The organism is Pantoea sp. SS70 (genome assembly GCF_029866845.1).
Lineage (GTDB): Bacteria > Pseudomonadota > Gammaproteobacteria > Enterobacterales > Enterobacteriaceae > Pantoea > Pantoea leporis.
In genome coordinates this window covers 3,733,641-3,758,814 of sequence record NZ_CP117199.1, presented here as the reverse complement: position 1 = coordinate 3,758,814, position 25,174 = coordinate 3,733,641, and the positions used below count along the sequence as shown (strand labels likewise).

General features: G+C 55.0%; 23 protein-coding genes. 13 read left to right on the top strand and 10 right to left on the bottom strand.

The features are described from left to right. Positions 1 to 30: 30 nt before the first annotated feature. The 5 genes from accC to msrP all read right to left on the bottom strand — a co-directional run bounded on the left by accC (position 31) and on the right by msrP (position 4,176). Positions 31 to 1,380: an acetyl-CoA carboxylase biotin carboxylase subunit gene (gene accC / locus PO881_RS17245; protein WP_008101999.1), complete on the bottom strand. Its 1,350-nt coding sequence runs from the start codon at positions 1,378 to 1,380 to the stop codon at positions 31 to 33. Positions 1,381 to 1,391: 11 nt separating this feature from the next. Next, the gene (gene accB, locus PO881_RS17240; protein WP_101762834.1) at positions 1,392 to 1,862 is read right to left on the bottom strand and encodes an acetyl-CoA carboxylase biotin carboxyl carrier protein; all 471 of its coding nucleotides are present in this window, start codon (positions 1,860 to 1,862) and stop codon (positions 1,392 to 1,394) included. A 21-nt stretch (positions 1,863 to 1,883) separates the two neighbouring features. Continuing rightward, entirely contained in the window at positions 1,884 to 2,336 is a 453-nt protein-coding gene (gene aroQ / locus PO881_RS17235) for a type II 3-dehydroquinate dehydratase (RefSeq protein ID WP_101762835.1), read from the bottom strand. Between the two features lie 232 nt (positions 2,337 to 2,568). Then, positions 2,569 to 3,171, bottom strand: a complete 603-nt coding sequence (msrQ, locus tag PO881_RS17230) for a protein-methionine-sulfoxide reductase heme-binding subunit MsrQ (protein WP_280172142.1) — start codon at positions 3,169 to 3,171, stop codon at positions 2,569 to 2,571. Further along, positions 3,172 to 4,176, bottom strand: a complete 1,005-nt coding sequence (msrP, locus tag PO881_RS17225; protein WP_101762837.1) for a protein-methionine-sulfoxide reductase catalytic subunit MsrP — start codon at positions 4,174 to 4,176, stop codon at positions 3,172 to 3,174. A 324-nt stretch (positions 4,177 to 4,500) separates the two neighbouring features. Here msrP and csrD point away from each other — a divergent pair, with 324 nt between their 5' ends. The 8 genes from csrD to tldD all read left to right on the top strand — a co-directional run bounded on the left by csrD (position 4,501) and on the right by tldD (position 16,913). Continuing rightward, the gene (gene csrD / locus PO881_RS17220; RefSeq protein WP_277974161.1) at positions 4,501 to 6,447 is read left to right on the top strand and encodes an RNase E specificity factor CsrD; all 1,947 of its coding nucleotides are present in this window, start codon (positions 4,501 to 4,503) and stop codon (positions 6,445 to 6,447) included. A gap of 310 nt (positions 6,448 to 6,757) precedes the next feature. Further along, positions 6,758 to 7,801, top strand: coding sequence for a rod shape-determining protein MreB (mreB, locus tag PO881_RS17215; protein WP_007891976.1), 1,044 nt, complete (start codon positions 6,758 to 6,760; stop codon positions 7,799 to 7,801). 156 nt (positions 7,802 to 7,957) lie between these two features. After that, positions 7,958 to 8,992 carry a rod shape-determining protein MreC gene (mreC, locus tag PO881_RS17210; protein WP_008101989.1) on the top strand — a complete coding sequence of 345 codons (1,035 nt, stop codon included), beginning with the start codon at positions 7,958 to 7,960 and terminating at the stop codon, positions 8,990 to 8,992. After that, positions 8,989 to 9,477: a rod shape-determining protein MreD gene (gene mreD / locus PO881_RS17205; protein WP_101762839.1), complete on the top strand. Its 489-nt coding sequence runs from the start codon at positions 8,989 to 8,991 to the stop codon at positions 9,475 to 9,477. Before mreC ends, mreD begins: the two co-directional genes overlap by 4 nt. Before the next feature lie 8 nt (positions 9,478 to 9,485). Beyond that, positions 9,486 to 10,079, top strand: coding sequence for a Maf family protein (locus tag PO881_RS17200; protein WP_101762840.1), 594 nt, complete (start codon positions 9,486 to 9,488; stop codon positions 10,077 to 10,079). Continuing rightward, positions 10,069 to 11,538, top strand: coding sequence for a ribonuclease G (rng, locus tag PO881_RS17195; RefSeq protein ID WP_101762841.1), 1,470 nt, complete (start codon positions 10,069 to 10,071; stop codon positions 11,536 to 11,538). The genes PO881_RS17200 and rng overlap by 11 nt, the downstream gene beginning before the upstream one ends. A gap of 46 nt (positions 11,539 to 11,584) precedes the next feature. Further along, positions 11,585 to 15,403 (top strand): AsmA2 domain-containing protein YhdP, encoded by a 3,819-nt coding sequence (yhdP, locus tag PO881_RS17190; protein WP_280172141.1) that lies wholly within the window; start codon positions 11,585 to 11,587, stop codon positions 15,401 to 15,403. A gap of 64 nt (positions 15,404 to 15,467) precedes the next feature. Continuing rightward, positions 15,468 to 16,913 (top strand): metalloprotease TldD, encoded by a 1,446-nt coding sequence (gene tldD / locus PO881_RS17185; protein ID WP_110867445.1) that lies wholly within the window; start codon positions 15,468 to 15,470, stop codon positions 16,911 to 16,913. A gap of 41 nt (positions 16,914 to 16,954) precedes the next feature. Here tldD and aaeR read toward each other — a convergent pair whose 3' ends face one another. After that, positions 16,955 to 17,872 carry an HTH-type transcriptional activator AaeR gene (aaeR, locus tag PO881_RS17180; RefSeq protein ID WP_101762846.1) on the bottom strand — a complete coding sequence of 306 codons (918 nt, stop codon included), beginning with the start codon at positions 17,870 to 17,872 and terminating at the stop codon, positions 16,955 to 16,957. Between the two features lie 258 nt (positions 17,873 to 18,130). On the opposite strand from aaeR, the gene aaeX reads away from it, so the two are divergent. The 5 genes from aaeX to PO881_RS17155 all read left to right on the top strand — a co-directional run bounded on the left by aaeX (position 18,131) and on the right by PO881_RS17155 (position 23,099). After that, complete coding sequence (aaeX, locus tag PO881_RS17175; RefSeq protein ID WP_021508145.1) at positions 18,131 to 18,334, top strand: p-hydroxybenzoic acid efflux pump operon protein AaeX; 204 nt, start codon at positions 18,131 to 18,133, stop codon at positions 18,332 to 18,334. Positions 18,335 to 18,344: 10 nt separating this feature from the next. Further along, entirely contained in the window at positions 18,345 to 19,274 is a 930-nt protein-coding gene (aaeA, locus tag PO881_RS17170; protein ID WP_101762847.1) for a p-hydroxybenzoic acid efflux pump subunit AaeA, read from the top strand. Between the two features lie 11 nt (positions 19,275 to 19,285). After that, positions 19,286 to 21,238 carry a p-hydroxybenzoic acid efflux pump subunit AaeB gene (gene aaeB, locus PO881_RS17165; RefSeq protein WP_277974159.1) on the top strand — a complete coding sequence of 651 codons (1,953 nt, stop codon included), beginning with the start codon at positions 19,286 to 19,288 and terminating at the stop codon, positions 21,236 to 21,238. A gap of 111 nt (positions 21,239 to 21,349) precedes the next feature. Continuing rightward, complete coding sequence (locus PO881_RS17160; protein ID WP_280172140.1) at positions 21,350 to 22,804, top strand: NAD-dependent succinate-semialdehyde dehydrogenase; 1,455 nt, start codon at positions 21,350 to 21,352, stop codon at positions 22,802 to 22,804. A 25-nt stretch (positions 22,805 to 22,829) separates the two neighbouring features. Then, the gene (locus PO881_RS17155; RefSeq protein WP_271461398.1) at positions 22,830 to 23,099 is read left to right on the top strand and encodes a hypothetical protein; all 270 of its coding nucleotides are present in this window, start codon (positions 22,830 to 22,832) and stop codon (positions 23,097 to 23,099) included. 50 nt (positions 23,100 to 23,149) lie between these two features. On the opposite strand, the gene yhcN (PO881_RS17150) is transcribed toward PO881_RS17155, so the two are convergent. The 4 genes from yhcN (PO881_RS17150) to argR all read right to left on the bottom strand — a co-directional run bounded on the left by yhcN (PO881_RS17150) (position 23,150) and on the right by argR (position 25,098). Further along, the gene (gene yhcN, locus PO881_RS17150; RefSeq protein WP_008101968.1) at positions 23,150 to 23,416 is read right to left on the bottom strand and encodes a peroxide/acid stress response protein YhcN; all 267 of its coding nucleotides are present in this window, start codon (positions 23,414 to 23,416) and stop codon (positions 23,150 to 23,152) included. 101 nt (positions 23,417 to 23,517) lie between these two features. Beyond that, positions 23,518 to 23,784 (bottom strand): YdgH/BhsA/McbA-like domain containing protein, encoded by a 267-nt coding sequence (locus tag PO881_RS17145; protein ID WP_101762850.1) that lies wholly within the window; start codon positions 23,782 to 23,784, stop codon positions 23,518 to 23,520. Between the two features lie 90 nt (positions 23,785 to 23,874). Continuing rightward, positions 23,875 to 24,138 carry a peroxide/acid stress response protein YhcN gene (yhcN, locus tag PO881_RS17140; protein WP_101762851.1) on the bottom strand — a complete coding sequence of 88 codons (264 nt, stop codon included), beginning with the start codon at positions 24,136 to 24,138 and terminating at the stop codon, positions 23,875 to 23,877. Between the two features lie 489 nt (positions 24,139 to 24,627). Further along, entirely contained in the window at positions 24,628 to 25,098 is a 471-nt protein-coding gene (gene argR / locus PO881_RS17135; RefSeq protein WP_008101964.1) for a transcriptional regulator ArgR, read from the bottom strand. Positions 25,099 to 25,174 lie beyond the last annotated feature (76 nt).

Below are 25,174 nucleotides of genomic sequence, written 5' to 3'. Positions count from 1 at the left end.
AACCGGCCTCTGCTTTGCTCTGCACTGCAATTACTTCTCTTGCAGGCCGAGTTTTTTCTCCAGATAGTGGATGTTGGTGCCACCCTGCTGGAAGTTTTCGTCGGACATGATTTTCATCTGCAGCTCAATGTTGGTCTTGATGCCGTCGATGATCAGTTCCGCCAGCGCATTCTTCATGCGCGAGATTGCCACGTCACGGTTTTCACCGTAGGTAATCAGCTTACCAATCATGGAATCGTAGTACGGTGGCACACTGTAACCGGCATAGATATGCGATTCCCAACGTACACCAAAGCCGCCCGGCGCGTGGAAACGGGTGATCTTGCCTGGGCTTGGCAGGAAGGTGTTTGGATCTTCGGCGTTGATACGGCATTCAACCGCATGACCGCGAATCACCACGTCTTCCTGTTTGATCGACAGCGGCTGACCAGCAGCAATACGCAACTGCTCTTTGATCAGATCGACGCCGGTGATCATCTCAGTCACCGGATGCTCCACCTGAATACGGGTGTTCATCTCGATGAAGTAGAACTCACCGTTTTCGTACAGGAACTCGAAGGTACCTGCACCGCGATAGCCGATATCGATACAGGCTTTAGAGCAGCGCTCACCGATGTAGCGACGCAGTTCCGGCGTGATGCCTGGCGCTGGCGCTTCTTCGACGACTTTCTGGTGGCGACGCTGCATTGAGCAGTCACGTTCCGCCAGATAGATAGCGTTACCCTGGCCATCGGCCAGCACCTGAATCTCAATGTGGCGTGGATTCTCGAGATACTTCTCCATGTACACCATGTCGTTGTTGAAAGCCGCTTTGGCTTCCGCTTTCGTCATGTTGATGGATTGCTCAAGATCCTTGTCGCTGCGCACTACGCGCATACCGCGACCGCCGCCGCCGCCGGAGGCTTTGATGATCACCGGATAACCGATGCGCTTAGCGAAGGCACGGTTTTTTTCCATGTCGTCGGTCAGCGAGCCATCAGAACCTGGCACGGTGGGTACGCCTGCTTTCTTCATGGCGGTGATGGCAGACACTTTGTCGCCCATCAGGCGAATGGTGTCGGCTTTCGGGCCAATGAAGATAAAGCCTGAACGCTCAACCTGCTCGGCGAAATCGGCGTTCTCAGAGAGGAAGCCGTAACCCGGGTGGATCGCGACCGCGCCGGTAATTTCAGCGGCGGAGATCAGTGCCGGGATGTTCAGGTAGCTTTTGACTGAAGGTGGCGGGCCGATGCAGACGGTCTCGTCTGCCAGCAGCACGTGCTTCAGGTCACGGTCCGCGGTGGAGTGCACGGCAACAGTCTTAATGCCCAGCTCTTTGCAGGCACGCAGAATGCGCAGCGCGATCTCACCACGGTTAGCAATGACAATTTTATCCAGCATGCTTCGCCTCGTTATTCGATGATGACCAGCGGCTCGTCAAATTCAACCGGTTGGCCGCTTTCGACCAGAATCGCCTTCACAACGCCGGATTTGTCGGCTTCGATCTGGTTCATCATTTTCATCGCTTCAACGATGCACAGGGTATCGCCGGCATTCACTTTCTGGCCAACTTCAACGAAAGCTTTCGCGTCTGGGCTTGGCGTGCGATAGAAAGTGCCGACCATTGGTGAACGCACGATGTGGCCACTGATTTCTGGTTTAGCGGCTTCTGCTGCAACCGGTGCGGCAGGCGCCACCGCGGTAGACAACGCAGGCTGCTGCTGCATCATTGGCGCAGCATAAGCCTGCTGCATCATTGGGTAGCCGGCATTTGCAGGTGAACGGCTGATACGAACGGACTCTTCGCCCTCGGAGATTTCCAGCTCGGAGATGCCAGACTCTTCAACCAGTTCGATCAGTTTCTTAATTTTACGAATATCCATGAGTGTGGTTCCGTACTCTGTTTAATTGGAATGTGACAGGCGTTTTACTGCCGTTTGTAAAGCCCACGCGTATCCATCAGCGCCAAGTCCACAGATGACGCCGGCAGATACATCGGAAAGATAGGAGTGATGTCGGAACGGTTCGCGTGCATGCACGTTCGAGAGATGCACCTCAATAAAAGGAATGCTAACCGCCAACAGGGCATCACGCAGTGCAACGCTGGTATGCGTGAACGCAGCAGGATTGATGATGATGTAGTCCACGTTGCCGCGGGCTTCGTGAATACGGTCAATCAACTGAAACTCTGCGTTCGATTGCAAATGACTCAATTTCACATGGTGCTGATCGGCCTGTTGCGTCAGATCGCCGACGATTTGCGCCAGCGTAGTGTGACCATACTTATCAGGCTCGCGCGTTCCCAGTAGATTCAGGTTGGGACCGTTCAAAAGCAGTATGTGAAATTTGTGCGCCATCTTGCTGCTATCTCCTGCAATCAGTAAGGCATCGCGTAAAATACCGCGACATCTTGCGTTTGTCACCCTTGCGGATGAAAAACCAGACTTCGCTTGCAATAAAGCCGGGCATTATATCCGTTTCGTCGACATTCGCAGCAAAATACTGGTCTTATCTGCGAAGTTGATCGAATGCGGCCCGAAGGCCACACTTTTTAACAGATCTCGCGGGAGGAACACAACCGTGCGGGGATTATCTGGGGAGAAGTTTACGCAACTTATTGTAACGCCACGCTAACAGCGCAATGGCCAGCACGGCGTAGATCACCGGCTGCGGGGAGAGCACTTTCACTGACCAGATATAGTGAATCGGCACGAGGATCGCGACCAGATAGACGCCGTTATGCAGCGTTTGCCAGCGACGCCCCAGTTTGCGCTGCATGCGCTGGAATGAGGTGATGGCGAGGGCGCAGAGAATAATCCAGCTGATCATCCCCAGTAACAAATAAGGACGCGAAACCAGCTCGCTGCCGAGTAAACGCAGATGATCGTAGCCAAGTTCCAGCAGGTAGTAGCTGGTAAGGTGCAAACTGGCCCAGGCGAAACACCACACGCCGAGCAGGCGGCGAGTGCGAATCAGCAGCGGCTGTTTCAGGTAGCGTGTCAGCGGGCTGACCAGCAGCGTGGCGAGCAGCAACTTTAGCGCCATTCTGCCGGTAAAATGCTGGATATCTTTGGCCGGATCAGCGCTCAGCCAGCCCTGACTCGCTGCCATAAACAGATACACAAACGGCAGAAAAGCCGCCAGATGCAGCACGACTTTCAACACAGTGATGTGACGTAAAGAGAGGCGCACTCAATAGTTCTCCCGTAAATCCAGGCCGCGATACAGTGACGCCACCTCTTTCGCGTAGCCGTTGAACAGCAGCGTAGGTTGGCGATCAACCTTCAGAATGCCGCCCGCGCCGATAAAGCGCTCGGTTGCCTGCGACCAGCGCGGATGATTCACATGCGGGTTCACATTGGCGTAAAAACCATACTCATTGGCGGCGATCTGGCTCCAGGTCGTTGGCGGGCGATCGTGCGTCAGCGTAATCTTCACAATCGATTTAATCCCTTTGAAGCCATATTTCCACGGCACCGTCAGGCGAATCGGTGCGCCATTCTGCGGCGGCAGCGCTTTGCCATACACGCCGGTACTCAGCAGCGTCAGCGGATGCATCGCTTCATCAAGACGCAAGCCTTCCACATAGGGATAATCCAGCCCGCCGCCGATAAAGCGATCTTTCTGACCCGGCATTTGGTCGGGTGCGTACAGCGTTTCAAACGCCACAAAGCGCGCATTGCTGGTGGGTTCAGCCAGTTTGAGCAGCTTGTTGAGTTCAAAACCGACCCACGGAATCACCATCGACCAGGCTTCGACACAGCGCATGCGGTAGATGCGCTGCTCCATGGCAAAACGCTTGAAGATGTCATCCATATCCAGCGTGATCGGTTTGGCAACTTCGCCTTCGATACGCAGCTTCCACGGATCGGTTTTCAGCGTGCCAGCGTTGGCAGCAGGATCGGCTTTATCAAGGCCAAATTCATAGAAGTTGTTATAACCTGACACCTTATCAAACGGCGTGAGCGGCAAATCGGCCTGCCATTCAGCCGGTTTAGTGAAATCTAAATCACGGCCAGCGGGCGCGGGCGGGCGATCATTGCCTTTAAACCAGCTCAGCACATCGGCTTGCGCGGTGCCGGGTAAACTGGCTGCTGCTGCGCCTAATCCCAACGCTTTCAGCACCTGACGGCGGCGCATATTAAAGACGCTTTCTGGCGTGACGTCGGCTTCTGTGAGCAAGTGCTTCAGGTTCATGACGTTCTCCTGTGAATAGTAAATTATGACCAGCATGCTCAACTTCAGTGTCAGGCGCGAACTTGCGGGGAAAAATGTGAAATTTCCTGGCGCATCGCCCTCTTTGAGAATAGGACGAAAAAGCCCATAGCAAAGTCAGGCCATCACGGTTTAACGCTATACTCGCGCCGTAGCGCTTATCATGCTGTGTTATGTGCGATTTTGATGCCAGTCTGGCGCTGAATCACACCTTGATTTGTGCTATTTTGCTCAGGTTTGCGCCAGGGGTAAGCGTGGCGCCGACGGATTAACACCGTTCATAACCGCAGTGATGCAGGCACAGGGATGCGATTAACAACTAAATTTTCTGCGTTTATTACCTTATTAAGTTTACTGGCGATGATATTGATGCTGGTGGGCTGCGCTTTTAGTTTTATCTGGCTATCGCAGCAGCGCGTAGAAACGCGGATGCAAACGCTGGCGACTGAAGTGGATAAAGCACTGGCTTCACAATCGCCGCAGGAAATCACGCAGTGGCTGACGCGCATGATGCCGGTGGTCAATGCCGAACAGGTGCAACTGCTGAACGGCGATACGTTAGTGTTCAGTTTAGCCCGCCATGAAAATCCGATGTTAGAAGATGAGCCTAATCGCTTTGTGCAGTTCGATTTGCCCCTGACGCATTCGCCGGGCCTCGAACTGCGCGTAGTGGCGCTGGATCCGGCCAAAACCCTGTTTCGCTCCTTTACCGGCACTTATACGCTGGTGGTCCTGTTTACGGTCGTCGCGATCATGTGCGTGCTGCTGGTCATGACCAATCGCTGGCTCAAGCGGCGCTGGCAGGATATGGAACAGTTAGAAGCGCGCGCCGATCGCATTCTGACCGGTGAACGTCATTCGCAGGGTGACCATGCGGCGGAATGGCCGCCGAAAGCCAGTCGCGCCATCGATGCGCTGCTGGGCGATCTGCAGGAAGCGGGCGAGCAGCGTTTACGCATCGATACCTTAATTCGCACCTTTGCGGCGCAAGATCCGCGTACCGGCCTGAACAATCGTTTGTTCTTTGATAACCAATTGGCGACGTTGCTGGAAGATCAGGAAGATGTCGGCACGCACGGCGTGGTGATGATGGTGCGTCTGCCGGACCTCGATATGCTGCACGAAACCCTCGGCCCAACGCTGGTGGAAGAGTATCTGTTTGATTTGATTAATATGCTGTCGACCTTTGTGCTGCGCTATCCGGGCGCGCTGCTGGCGCGATATTTCCGCAGTGATTTCGCCGTCTTGCTGCCGCATCGCACTTTAAAAGAAGCCAACAGCATTGCCGATCAACTGATTAATGCCGTCGATTCACTGCCGCCGATGCGCATGGTCGATCGTGATGATTTGATCCACATCGGCATCAGCGCGTGGCGCAGCGGTCAGAGCGTGTCGCAGGTGATGGAAAATGTGGAGATGGCTACGCGGCGTGCGGCATTGCAGGGCGGTAATAGCTGGTCGGTTGGCGAAGGCAATACGCTGGATATGGGGCGCGGCAGTGTGCGCTGGCGGACCTTGCTGGAGAACACGCTCAATCGTGGTGGTCCGCGACTGTACCAAAAGCCGGCGGTGTTGCTGGATGGAAAAGTCCATCATCGTGAATTACTGACGCGTGTGTTTGATGGCGACAAAGAAGTGGTGTCGGCTGAGTTTATGCCGCTGGTATTGCAGCTGGGTATGACTGACAGCTGGGATCGTCAACTGGTGACGCGCATCGCGGCGCTTTCGGAAGTGTGGCCGGATGAAACTCTGGCACTTCCCGTGAATATTGATTCGCTGTTGCAGCGGCCTTTTCAGCGCTGGCTGCAAAAACTGCTGCTACAGTGCAGCAAATCGCAAAGAAAACGTTTTTTATTTGAACTTGCTGAGGCCGACGTTTGTCAACACATCAGCCGTTTAGTGCCGGTTTTTCACATGTTAACCGCATTTGGCTGTCGCATTGCGGTGGATCAGGCTGGTTTGACGGTGGTGAGCAGCGCTTATATCAAACAATTCCCGATAGAAGTGATTAAACTTGCGCCGGGTTTGGTACGCAATATTGAACGACGCACCGAGAACCAGCTGTTTGTGCAGAGCTTGCTGGAAGTGTGTAAGTCATCGCCAACTCAAGTTTTCGCCGCGGGTGTGCGAACACGCGCGGAGTGGCAAACGCTGTCGGGATTAGGTGTTTCGGGCGGGCAGGGCGATTTCTTTGCGCCTTCGTTGCCGGTCAACAGTAATGTAAAGAAACATTCGCAACGTTATCGAATTTAGACCTTCAGCGCGCGAAGTGCAGGCTGATGGCTGTTTTTATCGCTTATTAGTGCCGGAGCGCGCGATGCTGGCGGCTGGAAATGTTAGATTTTATGTCGAAATTCGCCGGCTAGCGCCGGGGCAATTTAGGTTAAAACGGCGTATTAACGCCATTTAACTGCGGCAAAAGACCCTACGATCAGGCCAAAAAAGTATTCAGCGTATTTTTTCACCGAAGCCGAACGTTTTTGCGCCTTGTAGCGGCTTCGCGTGGTTGGTAAAGTAGGCGGATTTTATTTTCCGCCCCCAGCTTGCAGGATTATCCCTTAGTATGTTTAAAAAATTTCGTGGCATGTTTTCCAATGACTTGTCCATTGACCTGGGTACCGCGAATACCCTGATTTACGTGAAAGGACAAGGCATCGTGTTAAACGAGCCTTCTGTGGTTGCCATTCGTCAGGATCGTGCCGGCTCCCCAAAGAGCGTAGCGGCTGTCGGTCATGACGCTAAGCAGATGCTGGGCCGTACGCCGGGCAACATCGCTGCTATCCGTCCTATGAAAGATGGCGTTATCGCCGACTTCTTCGTTACCGAAAAAATGCTGCAGCACTTCATTAAGCAAGTGCATAGCAATAGCTTTATGCGTCCAAGCCCGCGTGTGCTGGTCTGCGTACCGGTGGGTGCGACCCAGGTTGAGCGTCGCGCCATCCGTGAATCTGCACAGGGTGCAGGCGCACGCGAAGTGTTCCTGATTGAAGAGCCAATGGCGGCGGCGATTGGTGCAGGTCTGCCGGTTTCTGAAGCAACCGGTTCTATGGTGGTGGATATCGGTGGTGGTACCACTGAAGTAGCAGTGATCTCGCTGAACGGCGTGGTTTACTCCTCTTCTGTGCGTATTGGTGGTGACCGCTTCGATGAAGCTATCATTAATTATGTTCGCCGCAACTACGGTTCACTGATTGGTGAAGCGACTGCAGAGCGTATCAAGCATGGTATCGGTTCTGCTTATCCGGGCGATGAAGTACACGAGATTGAAGTTCGCGGCCGTAACCTGGCAGAAGGTGTGCCACGTGGCTTTACCCTGAACTCGAACGAGATTCTTGAAGCGCTGCAGGAACCGCTGACCGGTATCGTGAGCGCGGTGATGGTTGCACTGGAACAGTGCCCGCCAGAGCTGGCCTCTGACATCTCCGAGCGCGGTATGGTGCTGACCGGAGGTGGCGCATTGCTGCGTAACCTCGATCGCCTGCTGATGGAAGAGACCGGTATTCCGGTAGTCGTGGCAGAAGATCCGCTGACCTGCGTAGCACGCGGCGGTGGTAAAGCGTTGGAAATGATCGACATGCATGGCGGCGATTTGTTCAGCGAGGAGTAATTCCTCAACGGCTGAGGCCCTGGTCAAATTGCGCAGGGAATAGCGCCTATGCTGACGCTGCTGCTGCAACGCACGACGGCGAAATGCGTCCAGCCCTGAGGCGTTGGTGATTTAGGCTAACGCTTCTTCCCTGATGTCGAGGAACACGCAGAATTTATGAAGCCGATTTTTAGCAGGGGACCTTCCCTGCAGTTGCGCCTCTTTCTGGCAGTCATTGTGGCTATCGCGATTATTATCGCCGATAGCCGCGTGAGCTCCTTTTCCCAGATCCGCAACTACCTGGACACATCGGTCAGTCCATTTTATTTTTTGGCCAACGGGCCAAGACAACTTCTTGATGGCGTTTCCGAAACCCTGGCGTCACGTCAGCAATTGGAACTGGAAAATAAAGCACTGCGCCGTGAGCTCTTCCTGAAAAACAGTGACTTGCTGATGCTGGGGCAATATAAGCAGGAAAACGCGCGTCTGCGCGAACTGCTTGGCTCGCCGCTGCGCCAGGATGAGCACAAGATGGTAACGCAGGTGATCTCCACCGGCACCGATCCTTATACCGATCAGGTGGTTATCGACAAAGGCAGCGTAAACGGCGTTTACGAAGGCCAGCCGGTGATCAGTGATAAAGGTGTAGTCGGTCAGGTGGTCGCGGTCGGTCAGGTGACCAGTCGCGTACTGCTGATTTGCGACGCGTCGCATGCGTTGCCGATTCAGGTGCTGCGTAATGATATTCGTGTTATAGCCGCCGGTAATGGCTGCAGCGAAGATCTGCAGCTGGAGCATCTACCGGGCAACACCGATATTCGCGTGGGCGATGTGTTAGTCACGTCTGGCCTGGGCGGCCGCTTCCCGGAAGGTTATCCGGTTGGCGTGGTCTCTTCGGTGAAAGTCGATACACAGCGCGCTTACACGGTGATTCAGGCGCGTCCAGCCGCTGGCTTACAGCGATTGCGCTATCTGCTGCTGCTGTGGGGTGCGGATCGCAACGGCGTCGCACCGATGGCACCGGACGAAGTGCATCGCGTGGCCAACGAACGTTTAATGCAGATGATGCCGCAGGTGCTGCCGCCAGCAGGCGAAATGGGCCCACCGGCACCGGATACTTTGCAGTCTTCGCAGCAAATGGGGCCACCGCAACCCGCTAACAGCAGTCGTTCGCAAGGGAATTCTGCGAACACACGCGGAGGCCAGCCTTGAGTCGATATCGCAGCCAGGGCCGATGGGTTATCTGGCTGTCCTTTCTGATTGCCCTCATCCTGCAAATCATGCCGTGGCCGGAACAGATCTATATGTTCCGGCCATCATGGCTATTGCTGATCCTCATTTATTGGGTGCTGGCGCTGCCGCATCGGGTGAATGTTGGCACCGGTTTTTGTCTTGGTGCCATTATGGATCTGGTGGCGGGTTCAACGCTGGGCGTGCGCGCATTAGCCTTTAGCATCATCGCGTATCTGGTGGCCTTTAAATTTCAGTTATTCCGAAACTTAGCGTTGTGGCAGCAGGCATTAATGGTTATGGTGCTGTCCCTTGCGGTGGATGTGATTGTTTTCTGGGCAGAATTCCTGGTGATCAACGTCTCTTTCCGCCCGGAAATCTTCTGGAGTAGCGTGGTCGACGGCGTCCTGTGGCCCTGGCTATTCTTATTGATGAGAAAGATTCGCCGTCAATTCGCTGTTCAGTAAGGAATACTATGATAAGCCTGTACCTCGCATCCGGTTCACCGCGTCGACGTGAGCTGTTAACGCAGCTTGGTCTGCAATTTGAACGCCTGATTACCCACGTAGAAGAGCAGCGTCAGCCTGAAGAAGCGGCTGACGCTTACGTGCGTCGTCTGGCGTCGGATAAGGCGCGCGCGGGCGTCGCGGTGGCACCGCAGGATCTGCCGGTGCTGGGTGCTGATACCATCGTGGTGCTGAACGGTGAAGTACTGGAAAAACCGCAGGATGCCGCGCACGCCGCCGCGATGCTGAGCAAGCTGTCGGGACAAACTCATCAGGTGATGACCGCGGTGGCGCTGGCCGATACGCAGCGTGAGCTGGATTGTCTGGTGACCACGGACGTGACCTTCCGCACGATGACGGCGGAGGAAATTTCGCACTATATTGCCAGTGGCGAGCCGATGGATAAAGCCGGCGCGTACGGAATTCAGGGCCTTGGCGGCAATTTTGTCCGCAAGATTAATGGAAGTTATCACGCCGTGGTGGGATTGCCGCTGGTTGAGACCGGTGAGCTGCTGAGTCATTTTCAGTCACTGCGGGCGTTAAGGGGACAAGATGACGGCTGAACTGCTGGTAAATGTGACACCTTCAGAAACCCGTGTTGCCTATATTGATGGCGGCATTCTGCAGGAAATCCACATTGAGCGTGAAGCACGACGTGGCATCGTGGGCAACATCTATAAAGGACGCGTCAGTCGCGTCTTACCTGGCATGCAGGCGGCCTTTGTCGATATCGGCATGGAAAAAGCCGCCTTTCTGCACGCTTCCGACATCATGCCGCACACCGAGTGCGTGGCGGGTGATGAGAAGAAAAATTTTGTAGTGCGCGACATTGGCGAGCTGGTGCGTCCCGGCCAGGATCTGATGGTGCAGGTGGTGAAAGATCCGCTGGGCACTAAAGGCGCGCGCCTCACCACCGACATTACTTTGCCCTCGCGCTATCTGGTGTTTATGCCTGGCGCGTCACACGTCGGCGTCTCGCAGCGTATTGAGAGCGAAGCCGAGCGTGAACGACTGAAAACGGTGGTTGCAGCGCACTGTGACGATCTCGGCGGCTTTATTATTCGTACCGCTGCGGAAGGCATTGGTTCAGAAGAGTTGTCGCAGGATGCCGCTTTCCTGAAACGTTTGTGGACCAAAGTCAGCGAGCGTAAAAAGCGTAATCAGACGCGCTGTCTGCTGTACGGTGAGCTGGCGTTAGCGCAGCGCGTACTGCGAGATTTCGCCGGTGCCGCGCTGGATCGCATTCGCGTGGATTCACGATTGACCTGCGATTTGCTGGTGGAATTCACCAGCGAATATATTCCGGAAATGGCCAGCAAGCTGGAGCTTTACAGCGGCAAACAGCCGATTTTTGATCTGTTCGACGTTGAGAACGAAATCCAGCGTTCGCTGGAGCGTAAGGTCGAGCTGAAGTCCGGCGGCTATCTGATTATCGATCAAACCGAAGCCATGACCACGGTGGATATCAACACCGGCGCGTTTGTCGGACACCGCAATCTCGACGAGACCATCTTCAACACCAACATTGAAGCGACGCAAGCGATCGCGCGTCAGCTGCGACTGCGCAACCTCGGCGGCATCATCATTATCGATTTCATCGACATGAGTAACGACGAGCATCGCCGCCGCGTGCTGCATTCGCTGGAGAGCGCGCTGAGCAAAGATCGGGTGAAAACCGGCATCAATGGTTTCTCGGCGCTCGGTTTGGTGGAGATGACGCGTAAACGCACGCGTGAAAGTATTGAACATGTGCTGTGCGCCGATTGCCCGGTGTGTAAAGGGCGCGGCACCTTGAAAACGGTGGAAACCGTCTGCTATGAGATCATGCGTGAAATTGTGCGCGTGCATCACGCCTACGATTCCGACCGTTTCCTGGTGTACGTTTCCCCGGCGGTGGGCGACGCGCTGAAGGGCGAAGAGTCACACGCGCTGGCGGAAGTGGAGATTTTCGTCGGGAAACAGGTCAAAGTTCATGTTGAACCGCTCTATACCCAAGAGCAGTTTGATGTCGTCATGATGTGATTTTGAGGTTGAGTTCCGCAAGCCAACGGACAGCAAGGAGAGGTGTGTGAGGCGGTTGCCGAGGATTTTGTTACTGCTGCTCGCCGCAATCATCGTAATTGTGGCGCTGCTGGTCAGCGGGTTGCGCCTCGTGATGCCGCACCTCAACAGTTATTGCAGCGATATTCTGCAGACGATCTCACGCGTCAGCGGCGTCACGGTGACGGCCAGCGAACTGCAGGGCAAATGGGAGAATTTTGGCCCGACGCTGCAGATGCGCAATCTCAACGTCGCGATGCAGGAAGATGGGCAACTGACCATCGGCCGCGTCAATCTGGCGCTCAATGTGTGGCAATCGCTGCTGCACTGGCGCTGGCAATTCCGCGATCTCACCTTCTGGCAGCTGCATCTCGAAACCAACCATCCGCTGTTCACCAGTGACGAACAGAAGAACAGCTTCAAACCGGCGCAAATTAACGATCTGTTTTTGCGTCAGTTCGATCACTTCGATCTGCGCGACAGCAGCATCCGTTTTCTGACGCCGTCCGGCCAGCATGCTGAACTGGCGATTCCACGCCTTACCTGGCTGAACGAAAATACCCGTCACCGCGCCGAGGGCGAAGTGAGCCTCTCCAGTTTTACCGGCCAGCATGGCGTGGTGCAGGTGAGGCTCGATCTCAACGACAGCAACGGTTTACTCAGCGATGGCCGCATCTGGATGCAGGCCGATGATGTGGATGTGCGACCGTGGATTGGTCCGTGGCTGCGTGATAACACCAGCCTTGAAAGCGCGCGCTTCAGTCTGGCCGCGTGGGCGAATTTGCGCGATGGCGATCTCTACGCCGGTGATTTGCTGTTGAGCAAAGGTGGCGCGCGCTGGCGCGGCGAGCAGGGCGATCATCAATTAGAGGTTGATGGCTTAACCGCGCACTTGTCGCGCTACCAGAATGGCTGGAGCCTTTCGGTACCGCAAACCCGCTTGAGAACGGATGGCATCGCATGGGCGCCAGGACATTTTTCCCTGCTGTGGAAGCCGGAAGATAAGCAGATGCTCGGCGCCAACAGTGCGCCGGAGATGCGCGTGCGTGCCACGCAGCTGGATTTAGAACGTCTGGCGCCCGTCGTTCCGCTGTTTGCACCGCTTTCCCCAACCTTGCTGGATAACTGGCGTGCGCTACAGCCGCGCGGCCACATTGATGCGCTGGCGCTGGATATCCCGCTGCAGCAGCCTGAGCAAACGCGTTTGCAGGTGAAATGGCGCGATCTCGCCTGGCAACAGTGGGAATTACTGCCGGGTATCAGCAATCTCAGCGGGAGCGCCAGCGGTAGCTTAAACAACGGCTTGCTGGATGTGGCGATGGGCCAGGCGGAAGTACCGTACGGCGATATGTTCCAGGCTCCGCTGCAGATTAAACAGATCACTGGCCAGCTCAACTGGCTGCGCGATGCTAACGGCTTAACGCTGGATGGACATCAGCTGGATGTGCAGGCCCGTTCGCTGTGGGCACGCGGCGATTTCCGCTACCAGCAGAATTTGGGTAGCGCGCCGCGCCTCGATATTCTCGCCGGAATTCGCGTTACCGATGCTGGCGATGCGTGGCGTTATTTCCCGCAGCAGCTGATGGGCCACGATCTTACTCACTATCTCAGTGACGCGATTAAAGGCGGGCAGGTGGATAACGCCACGCTGCTGTTTGCTGGCGATCCCTCGCTGTTCCCGTTCAAACACAATGACGGCATGTTTGAAGTTTGGGTTCCGCTGCGCAATGCCACCTTCCAGTTCCAGCCCGGCTGGCCAGCGCTGGAAAACCTCGACATCAATCTCGACTTCCTCAACAACGGTTTGTGGATGAAAGCCGATAAAACCAGGCTCGGCGAGGTTGATGCGCGCAACGTCAGCGCGGTGATCCCGGATTACCTAAAAGAGAAGTTGATCATCGATGGCGATATCAGCGGCGAAGGCAAAAAAATCGCTGACTATTTCGAGCAAACACCGCTGAAACCGACGCTCGGCGCGGCGCTGCAGGAGCTACAGATTGGCGGCAATGTGCGCGGCACGTTGAATCTTGATATTCCACTGGATGGCGAGCAGGTGCACGCCAGCGGCAATGTGATGCTGAACAACAACAGCCTGCATATCAAGCCGTTAAATACCACGCTGAACAATCTCACCGGCCGCTTCCGTTACAATAACGGCAATCTGGAGAGTGAAGAGCTGCAGGCCAACTGGTTCGGACAGCCAACCGGCGTGAGTTTCAGCACGAAAGAGAATCCCAATGATTTTGGCGTGAACGTCAAACTGCTGGGCGATTGGCAGCCAGGTAAACTCAAGGTGCTGCCGGATGCCATCACGCGTCAGTTAAACGGTTCTTTACCGTGGCAGGGCAATGTGGATATCACGCTGCCGCATAAAGGCGGCGCAACCTACAAAGTGGCACTGCAAGGCGAGGGCAAAGCAGTAAGCAGTCACTTACCAGCACCGCTGGATAAAGCGGCTGGTGAAGCGATGCCGATTACCATCAACGCGGATGGCGATCTGAAAGGCTTTACCTTGAGCGGCAGCGTGCGCGAGCGCCATCGTTTCAATAGCCGCTGGATTCTGGAGCCGCAGCTGCGCGTTGATCGCGGGATCTGGCTGAATGATGCGAAAAGCACACCGAAGCTGCCCGAGAAGCGCGGCATGGAGCTGAATCTCCCGCCGCTGGATGGCGAAGCCTGGATGGGGATGATGGCTGGCGCGGGCAGTGCGCGTAACGCTCAGGGCGAGCCGGAAGTGGGCGGCGCGGCGCTGCCGGGCGACTTTATTCTGCGCACACCGGCGCTGACGCTTGGTGGTCAGCAATGGCACGACGTTAACGCTACCGTTACGCAGGGGCCAGCCGGCAATACCCACTTGCAGCTGGAGAGCCGTGAAGCACGTGGCAGTTTGCAGACGGCGCAGCGCTCTCCATGGCAGATCAACCTGAGCTATCTTTACTACAATCCTGAATGGGCTGAGAAAAGCGATGGAAAATCATCGCCGTTTGGCGGCAACAGCAGCAACATCAACTTCAGCAGCTGGCCAGCGTTGCAGCTCAACTGTGATGAGTGCTGGATTCGCGGACAGAAGTTTGGCCATATGCAGGCGAAGCTACAGCCGCAAGGCGATACGTTAGCACTTACTAACGCCTCGATTGATTCTGGCAGCTCAAAATTGAACGTGACGGGTGAATGGGTGAATAAACCCGGCGATCAGCGCACTTCGCTGAAGGGCAGCCTGAGCGGCGACAACATCAATGACGCGGCTAACTGGTTTGGCATGAATACGCCGCTGCGCGATGCACCGTTTAAACTCGATTACGATCTGCACTGGCGTTCTGCGCCGTGGCAGCCATCGGAAGAGACGCTAAGCGGTACGCTGAAAACCCACTTTGGCAAAGGTCAGATCGCCGATGTGAACACCGGCCGCGCCGGGCAGTTGCTGCGTCTGTTTAGCTTTGATGCCTTGCTACGGAAGATGCGCTTCGATTTCAGCGACACCTTTAGTGACGGTTTCTATTTCGATTCGATCAACGGCACCGCGTGGATTGAAAACGGTGTGATGCGTACCGATAACCTGCTGGTGGATGGCCTGGAAGCGGATATCGCCATGAAGGGCAACATCGATTTGGTGAAGCGTCAGATCGACATGGAAGCGGTGGTCGCCCCGGAAATCTCCGCGTCGGTTGGCGTCGCCACTGCATTCGTCATCAATCCGGTGGTCGGTGCTGCGGTCTTCGCCGCCAGCAAAGTGCTGGGACCGCTGTGGAATAAGATTTCACTGTTGCGCTACCACATCAGCGGACCGCTGGATAAGCCGGAAATCAATGAAGTACTGCGCAAACCGCGCGAAGACGAGAAGAAGTGAATTTGACGCCGTCGGGTAATTGCCGCAGGCTATGACTATCCGAGCACATAATGAGTGAGAAACGATGACTCTGAATCTGGTAAGTGAGCAGTTGCTAACTGCGAACAGCATTAATCAGCAGGACCTTTATTCCCTGTTAGGGCAGCTTTCAGAACGTCGTCTGGATTATGCCGATCTCTATTTCCAGTCCAGTTTCCACGAATCCTGGGTGCTGGAAGACAAAATTATTAAAGATGGTTCTTACCATATCGATCAGGGCGTGGGCGTCCGCGCCGTGAGCGGTGAGAAAACCGGTTTCGCCTACGCTGACCAGATTTCCCTGAATGCACTGCGTCAGTCGTCTGAAGCGGCGCGCAGCATTGTGCGTGAACAAGGCAACGGCAAAGCGCATACCTTATCGGCGGTGCTGAACCGTTCGTTGTATGCGCCCGTTAATCCGCTGGATAGCCTGACGCGCGAAGACAAAATTGCCCTGCTGCACCGTGTTGATAAAGTGGCGCGTGCTGCCGATCCACGTGTGCAGGAAGTGAATGCCAGCTTGAGCGGTGTTTACGAACAGGTGCTGGTAGCCGCAACTGACGGCACGCTGGCCGCAGATATTCGTCCGCTGGTGCGTCTTTCCATCAGCGTGCAAGTGGAAGATCAGGGTAAACGCGAACGTGGCTCAAGCGGCGGCGGTGCGCGTACCGGTTATGAATTCTTCCTCGCTGATGAGAGCGGTGATGTGCGTGCCGATGCCTGGGCGCGCGAAGCGGTGCGCATGGCGCTGGTCAATCTCTCCGCCGTGGCGGCACCCGCTGGCATGTTGCCGGTGGTGCTGGGCGCAGGTTGGCCGGGTGTGCTGCTGCACGAAGCAGTTGGACATGGTCTGGAAGGTGACTTCAACCGTCGTGCGACATCGGTATTCAGCGGCAAAATGGGCCAGTTGGTGGCTTCAGAGCTGTGTACCGTGGTTGACGATGGCACCATTGAAGGTCTGCGCGGTTCGCTGGCGGTCGATGATGAAGGCGTGCCGGGCCAGTACAACATGCTGATCGAAAATGGCGTGCTGAAAGGCTACATGCAGGACAAGCTGAATGCGCGCCTAATGGGCGTCAATCCAACTGGCAATGGTCGCCGTGAATCTTACGCGCACCTGCCAATGCCGCGCATGACCAACACTTACATGCTGGCAGGCAAATCGACGCCGCAAGATATCATCGAAAGCGTAGAGTACGGCATTTACGCGCCAAACTTCGGCGGCGGCCAGGTTGATATTACGTCCGGCAAGTTCGTGTTCTCCACCTCAGAAGCTTATCTGATCGAGAACGGCAAAGTGACGACGCCCGTGAAAGGCGCCACGCTGATTGGCTCCGGCATCGAAGCGATGCAGCAGATCTCGATGGTCGGCAACGATCTGGCGCTGGATAAAGGCGTCGGCGTATGCGGTAAAGAGGGACAAAGCGTACCGGTTGGCGTGGGTCAGCCAACGCTGAAGCTGGATAAAATCACCGTAGGTGGTACCGCCTAACGTTGTCAGGTCGCCATGTATGGCGAACTGAACATCTGCCCTCAACCTTTCCGATGCTGCTGATACTGCTGCGCTACCTGCCTGAAATACTCGGTCAGATAATCAATGCACACCTGCACTTTCAGCGGCAGCTTGTCTTTCTCAGTATAGAGCGCATAGACCGGGCGCGGCTCCGAGTGATATTGCGGGAACAGAATATCGATCTCCCCCGCATTGATCTCATCAATCACCCACATCAACGGCACATAGGCGATACCGCAACCTGCTTTCAGCCAGCGGATCAGCGTCTGCGAATCGTTGGTGACGAAACGGCCCTGTGGCGTAAGGCGGGTAACCAATCCTTCCGGCGCAACCAGTTCAAAAGTGTTATCCGGCCGCACGCTATATTCCAGCCACGAAAAATTATCGATCTCGCTGGGTTTTTCCGGCGTGCCATGCTGCGCCAGATAGCTCTTCGCCGCGCACACCACCATCGGCATTGCACCCAGCCGACGCGAGAACAAGTTCGAATCCTGCAGCGCGCCCACGCGCACCACCAAATCCAAACCGTTGGCAATCAAATCGGGAGCAGGAATGCCCGTCACCAGATTGACGCCCAAACCCGGATATTCGCGTAACATTTCGCTGGTCATCGCTGATAACACATTCTGCGCCATCGTCGATGAGCAGCCGATCCGTAGAATACCGATCGGCGTGTTGTTAAAGGCGTACAGCTGCTCGTGTACCTGCGACGCCTCCGCCAGCATGCGGCGACAGCCCTGAAAATAGATCTTTCCGGCTTCAGTCAGGCCAATGCTGCGCGTGCTGCGATTAAGCAATTTAACCTGTAACTCATCTTCCAGTTTGGCGACAATCTGGCTGATAGACGAAACGCTAAGCTGTAGCTGGCGCGCCGCGGCGGTAAATGAACCCAATTCAACCACTTTGGCGAAAATGGACATGCTTTTAAGTCGATCCATTGTTTACTCTGGCTAAAAAGTGATTTAGCTCACAATATGTAGAAAACGTATAGTCAAGCGCGTTACTATACGCGCGCTGGGTCTCTTCACTGCACCTGAACACGGCTGTGTTAGCCCGATGATACGCTATGATTAGCTCAACGCGGCCTGAATGTTGCCATCAGTTTATCCGTCATCCCCTGATCGTAAACCCAACGTGCTACACGGCACGTGGGCAGGTATCGGTGCAATCCGGCAAGGTCGAACTAAGGATCCGAAATGAGTGTGCTTCCGGTATTTGTCGTATTCGGGCTGAGTTTTCCGCCCATCTTCATTGAACTACTGGTTTCACTGGCGCTGTTCTGGCTGGTGAAACGCGTGCTAACGCCTAGCGGGATCTACGATCTGGTTTGGCATCCGGCACTGTTTAACACTGCGCTGTATTGCTGCGTGTTTTACCTTGTATCCCGTTTATTCGTCTGAGGTTTTTTAAGTGAAAGCGCTAATAAGAAAAATCGCGCGATACGCGATTACACTCCTGCTGGTTGTCATCGCCATCGTGATCATCTTCCGCGCCTGGGTGTTCTACACCGAATCACCGTGGACGCGTGATGCCAAATTCTCTGCCGATGTGGTGGCGATCTCGCCTGACGTCACCGGCATCATCACTGACGTGCCGGTGCACGACAACCAGCTGGTGAAAAAAGGCGACACGCTGTTTGTGGTTGACCGTCCGCGCTACCAAAAAGCGCTGGACGAAGCCCAGGCGGATGTCGAGTATTACCAGGCGTTAGTGAGTGAAAAACGCCGTGAAGCCAGTCGCCGCAATCAGTTGGGTACCAGCGCCATGTCGCGTGAAGCGATTGAGCAATCCAATAATGATCTGCAAACCAGCGAGCATCAGCTGGCGAAGTCTGTGGCCACGCGCGACCTGGCGGTGATCGACCTCGATCGCACCACTATCAAAGCGCCATCTGACGGCTGGGTCACCAACCTCAATGTCTATCAGGGCGAATTCATCACGCGCGGCTCGGTAGCCGTGGCGCTGGTGCAACAGCACTCCTTCTATGTGCTGGCCTATATGGAAGAGACCAAGCTGGATGGCGTGCGTCCGGGCTTCCGCGCGCAAATCACGCCGTTGGGGAGCAACGCGGTACTGCGCGGCACCGTTGACAGCATCGCGGCGGGCGTAACCAACAGCAGCAGCACCAGCGACAGCAAAGGCATGGCAACCATCGACTCGAATCTGGAGTGGGTGCGTCTGGCGCAGCGTGTGCCGGTGCGTATTCGTCTCGACGAGCAACCGGGCAACCGCTTCCCGGCGGGGACCACGGCGACGGTGGTGATCACCGGTGCGCAGGATCGCGAAACCAAAGTCTCGCCGCTGGCACAGTTGTTCAATCGCCTGCGTGAGTTTGGTTAAGCGAGGGCGATATGATTGAGTTTTTGCGTTTCCCGGTGAAGCTCACCTTCGCGCTGGTTGCGGCGTTGATGATTGGCTTTCACTTCAATCTGGAAACGCCGCGTTGGGCGGTAATGACCGCCGGCATCGTGGCCGGTGGTACCGCCTTTGCTGCGGGGGGCGATCCCTATTCTGGCGCGCTGCGCTATCGCGGCATTCTGCGCATCATCGGTACTTTTATTGGCTGTATCGCCGCGCTCACCATCATGATTGCCACGGTGCGCGCGCCGGTGGTGATGCTGCTGCTGTGCTGTATGTGGGCCGGCATGTGCGTGTGGCTCTCTTCGCTGATCAAAGTCGAAAACTCCTATGCGTTGGGCCTTGCCGGTTACACCGCGCTGATCATCGTGGTGACGGCGGATGCCAGCGGCGGCTTAACGCTGGCTCCGCAGTACGCGGTTGAGCGCTGCAGTGAAATCGTCATCGGTATTCTGTGTGCCATCCTCGCCGACATGCTGTTCTCGCCGCGTTCGATCAAAAAAGTGATTGAGCAGGAAGTGGATGCGCTGCTGGTGGCGCACTACAAATTGCTGCAGCTGTGCGTCGCGCATGAAGACAAAGAGGAAGTGGACAAGGCCTGGAGCGCGTTAGTGCGTCGCACCACGGCACTCAACGGCATGCGCGGCCAGCTGATGATGGAATCCTCACGCTGGAAAAACTCCAGCCGCCGCCTGCAAATGCTCAACACCTTATCGCTGACGCTGATCACGCAGGCCGCCGAAACTTTCCTGATTCAAAACTCGCGTCCGGAATACATTCCACCGCACTATCGTTTGCTGATCGAAAAAGAGGTCAACAGCGTCAACGATGTGCATAAGCGCATGAAGGTGATGCGTCGCCTGATTGGCGTGAGCAGCAAAACCGTGCCGGTGACGCTAGCGAGTTGGGTCGGCGCGGCCACTGAATATCTGCTGCTGATTAACGGCATTAAAAGTAATAGCCGCATCACCCCGCTGGAAGAGAGCATTCTGCAGCGCGAGGTAGTGATTCAGGCGCGTTCTGCGGAAACCCATCACGCGATGATCAACGGTATACGTACCTTCGTCGCCACCGCGCTGGGATCGCTGTTCTGGCTGTATACCGGCTGGACATCAGGCAGCGGCTGCATGGTGATGCTGGCGGTGATCACCGCGCTGGCGATGCGTATGCCAAATCCGTTGATGATGGCGAAAGACTTCCTTTACGGCATGACGGTTGCGGTGCCGCTCGGCGCGCTCTACTTCATCTTTATTCTGCCCGCGACCCAGCAAAGTGCGCTGCTGTTGTGTATCGCCATCGGCGCGCTGGGTTTTATCGGTGGCATCTTCGTGCAGCGTCGTCAGTTGGGTACGCTGGGGGCGTTGATTGGTACCATCAACGTGCTGGTGCTGGATAACCCGATGAAGTTCGAGTTCAACGTATTCCTTGATAACGTGTTGGGCCAGGTGATTGGCTGCTTTGTAGCGATGATGGTGATTCTGCTGATTCGCGATAAATCCAAAGAGCGTACCGGACGTAAACTGCTGAATCGCTTTATGTATGCCGCAGTTGCTGCGCTGACCACTAATCAGGCGCGTCGTCGTGAAAACCACTTGCCGGCGCTGTATCAGCAACTGTTTTTGTTGCTCAACCTGTTCCCCGGCGATATCGATAAATACCGTATCGCGCTGACGCTGATTATCGGCCATCAACGCCTGCGCAATGCCGAAGTGCCGGTGAATGCAGATCTCTCGGCCTATCACCGCCAGCTGCGCTACACCGCCGACCGCATTATCTCCGCGACCAGCGATGATAAGCGGCGCTATTACTTCGAGCGGCTGCTGAAGGAGCTGGATGTGTATCAGGAAAAGCTGCAGCACTATGCTGCGCCTGATAACGTCACCGAGCCGGTGAAACGTCTGGCGCTGATGCTGGATAAGTATCAGAACACCTTAATACAAATCTGAAACTGGCCGCTGCAACCTGCAGCGGCCTTTTAGATCCCACGCTGACACAAAAACCTCTGATATTGGCATCTATACTTTCCTGACAGGACGCAAACTGACAGGAGAAAACCGATGTCCACTTCCCTGCAACAACACGAATTATTCAAGACCGGCTATTTTGCTGATGGTCAATGGCATAACGCCAGCGCCACCTTTGAGGTGACCAATCCTGCCACCGGCGAAGTTATCGCTAACGTGGCGAAAGCCGGCCAGCAAGAAACCGAACAGGCGATTGCCGCTGCGCAGCGTGCGTTTCCCGCCTGGCGCGATAAAACCGCCAAGGCGCGTGCCGAAATCCTCTATCGCTGGTATCAGCTGATCATCGAGAACAAAAGCTGGCTCGGCCAGTTGATGACGGCCGAGCAGGGTAAACCGCTTAAAGAAGCCGAAGGTGAAGTGGAATACGCCGCCAGCTTTATTCAGTGGTTTGCCGAGCAGGCGAAACGCGCCAACGGTGAAATCATCCCGCCGGCTAAACCGGGCTCGCGCATTCTGGCGACGCGCGAACCAATTGGTGTGGTCGCGGCGATCACGCCGTGGAATTTCCCGATGGCGATGCTGACGCGCAAACTTGGCCCCGCATTGGCCGCAGGCTGTACCGGCATCATCAAACCCGCTAACAACACACCGCTGAGCGCCTTCGCGTTGCTGGCGCTGGCGCAGAAAGCTGGTGTGCCTGATGGCGTACTCAATGCAGTGGCGGGCGATACGCATGCCATTAGCGACGCGATTATGGCCAGCAAGGCGGTGCGCAAAATCTCCTTTACTGGTTCCACCGCGGTGGGCAAAACGCTGATGCGTAATGCGGCTGAAACCATGAAAAAGGTCTCGATGGAGTTAGGCGGCAACGCGCCTTATATCGTGTTTGATGATGCCGATATTGATGCGGCAGTGCAGGGCGCGATTGCCAACAAATTCCGCAATGCCGGACAGGTGTGCGTCAGCGTCAACCGTTTCTATGTGCATAACGCGGTCTACGATCGCTTCGTTAGTCAACTGGCCGATGCGGTGGGCAAACTAAAAGTCGGAAATGGCGTGGAAGAAGGCGTGATCGTTGGCCCGCTGATTGAGCCGTCCGCGCTGGAGAAAGTGGAAGAGCACGTCAAAGATGCATTGAGTAAAGGCGGCAAATTGCTGGTCGGCGGCGAACGTCATCCTCTTGGCGGCAACTTCTGGCAACCAACGGTGATTGGCGAAGCGCATGAAGAGATGAAGCTGGCGCAGGAAGAGACGTTTGGTCCGGTTGCGGCTTGCTTCCGCTTTGACGATGAAGCCGAGGTGATTGCGCGCGCCAACAACACCGAATTTGGCCTGGCGGCTTACTTCTACACGCAGAATCTGCAACGGGTGTTCCGCGTCTCAGCGGCGCTGGAAGCGGGCATGATCGGCATTAACGAATGCGCGGTATCCACTGAGCTGGCACCGTTTGGCGGCGTGAAAGAGTCTGGACTGGGACGCGAAGGATCGGTGTTGGGGATGGAAGAGTATCTGGAAGTTAAAGCGTTGCACCTCGGCGGACTCAGCTAGCCGCAACAACCAAGAGGGCGTCATGATGAGAACCGAGCGTTTCGATTTCGACGAGATTGTCGATCAAGCCCATTTTTATCGACAGTTTAGCGATCGTTTTGCGTTAGCCGATCTCGCCATCAACGATCTTGACGATCTTTGGGGTGCGATTGTCGGTGAGCAACTGCCGTTGCCGCTGGAGATTGAATTTGTAAATCTGGGGAAAGGGCAGAAACGCCGGTATGGCGCATTAATCCTGCTATTTGATGAAGCAGAAGAGGAGCTGGAAGGCCAGCTCCGCTTCAATATAAAGTAAAAAGGGCCCCGGCGAGCGGGGCCAAAGGGTTCGTCTTAATTGACGAGGAATTACTTATACAGCTCAGCTGTCACGTGGTAGCTGTCGCCGGTTTTCGCTTCAATCACTTTGTAAGCGCTGGCACCTTGCTCATCCGCTTTCTGAGAAAGCTCGGCACGATAGTCCATTGGCGAACCGCCGGTTCCGCTGATTGAAATGGTGCTGCCGGTAGGTTGCAGATTCTGCGCCTGTTGTTCGGTGACCAGTTGTGCTGCAGAAGCACCAAAGGCGAACAGGGAAAGCAGGGTAGCAGTTGCGATGGTTGTTTTGATTTTCATAATTTTCTCCTCGTTTAATCAACAACCTGCGGCAGAAAAGGGGTGGCGGGTCGTCGATCTATTGCCTGGCGCCATCAAGGCACCGGACGTTCAATTAGTGATTATTTGTACAGTTCAGCAGTTACGTGGAAAGTATCGCCACGGTTGCTTTCGATGATGCGGTAATGGCTGGCACCCTGCGCATCGGCTTTCTGTGACAGTTCCTGACGCACGTTGGTCTGGTCGCCGTCAACACCGCTCACGCTGATGGTTTGGTTCAGAGATTGCAGCTGTTCAGCTTGTTGGTTTGAAACCAGGCTGGCGGCATTCGCGCCAAAAGAAAGAACAGAAGCCAGGCCCAGTACTGCGATAGCTAATTTGGTTTTCATGATTCACTCTCCTGAAATGGGGGCCGGCAACCTGAGAGGCAAGAGCGTCTCAAACGGGTCGCCGTTCACATTGCTTTTTAAGCCAATAACTTATTTGTACAGCTCAGCGGTTGCGTGGTAGCTGTCACCGGTATTCGCCTCAACCACGCGATAGGCTTTAGCACCTTGCTGGTCGGCTTTATCGTTTAACTGCTGACGGATATCCATTGGAGAACCGCCCACGCCGCTGACGCTGATGGTGCCCGCAGGTTGCAGATTCGCTGCCTGTTCGGCATTAATAGAATCTGCTGCAAAAGCACCAAATGACAGGGCAGAGAGAACACTTAAAGTCGCGATAGTAGTTTTAACGTTCATGATAATTTTCCTCGTCGTCTGTTTTTATCTTTTTCTTTCGTGTGATTTGCATCACGAAAACAAGTATAGATCTAATCACCCATGAAATTAATACCGAGCTAATAATGTTTGGTTGTAATTCTTTATCCTTATGGCACTTTTTTAGAACCTGAAGTTATAAAAAACGCCTGGATCTTAACCAGAGGTGGTTATTTCACCGTAAAAACAATGATCTACATCAAATTATCTTTTAGTGCGAAAGATCGTGGTTGATCTCGCTGGCTGATACAGATAGAGAAGGGAAAGACACTGAGCACAATGTGTAAAGCAGCGTAAAATAGCGCATAAGGTTAAAGGGGCACAAAGGTCGTACCAATGATAGCGGCTGAAAAGAACCGACAGGCATATGGATAACTTATTATTTACAAAGGGATTTGTAACAGAATGGTTACGAATGAAGCGCAAAGGGCAAGATTACCGGCAGAGGAACTGCCGGTATGCAGCAGGGTTTTATAGCTCTTGTTCGAATAAAACCAGGATCGCGTCGTACAGCTGTTTTACCGAGAAGGTGCGCGCGGGAGTAATAAAGATGGTGTCATCACCGGCAATGGTGCCGAGAATGCCTTCCGCTTTGCCCAGCGAATCCAGCAGGCGCGCAATCAGCTGCGCCGCGCCCGGACTGGTGTGAATCACCACTAACGCATCGTTGTAATCGATATCCAGCACCAGATTCTTCAGCGGGCTGGTGGTGGTGGGCACGCCGAGTTCAGCAGGCAGGCAGTAAACCATCTCCATCTTGGCGTTGCGCGTGCGCACCGCGCCAAACTTGGTCAGCATGCGAGAAACTTTGGACTGATTAATATTCTCGAAGCCGTCTTCCTGCAGCGCCTGCACGATTTCGCCCTGGGAGCTGAATTTCTCTTCCTTCAATAAGGCTTTAAACGCCTTAATCAAGTCGTCTTGTTTCGATGGGTTTCGCATAAGCTACCAATTAAAAAGGGGTTGCAGAGGGCAACAGGCCCACGGCAGATAAATTATTATGCATTTAGATGAATTT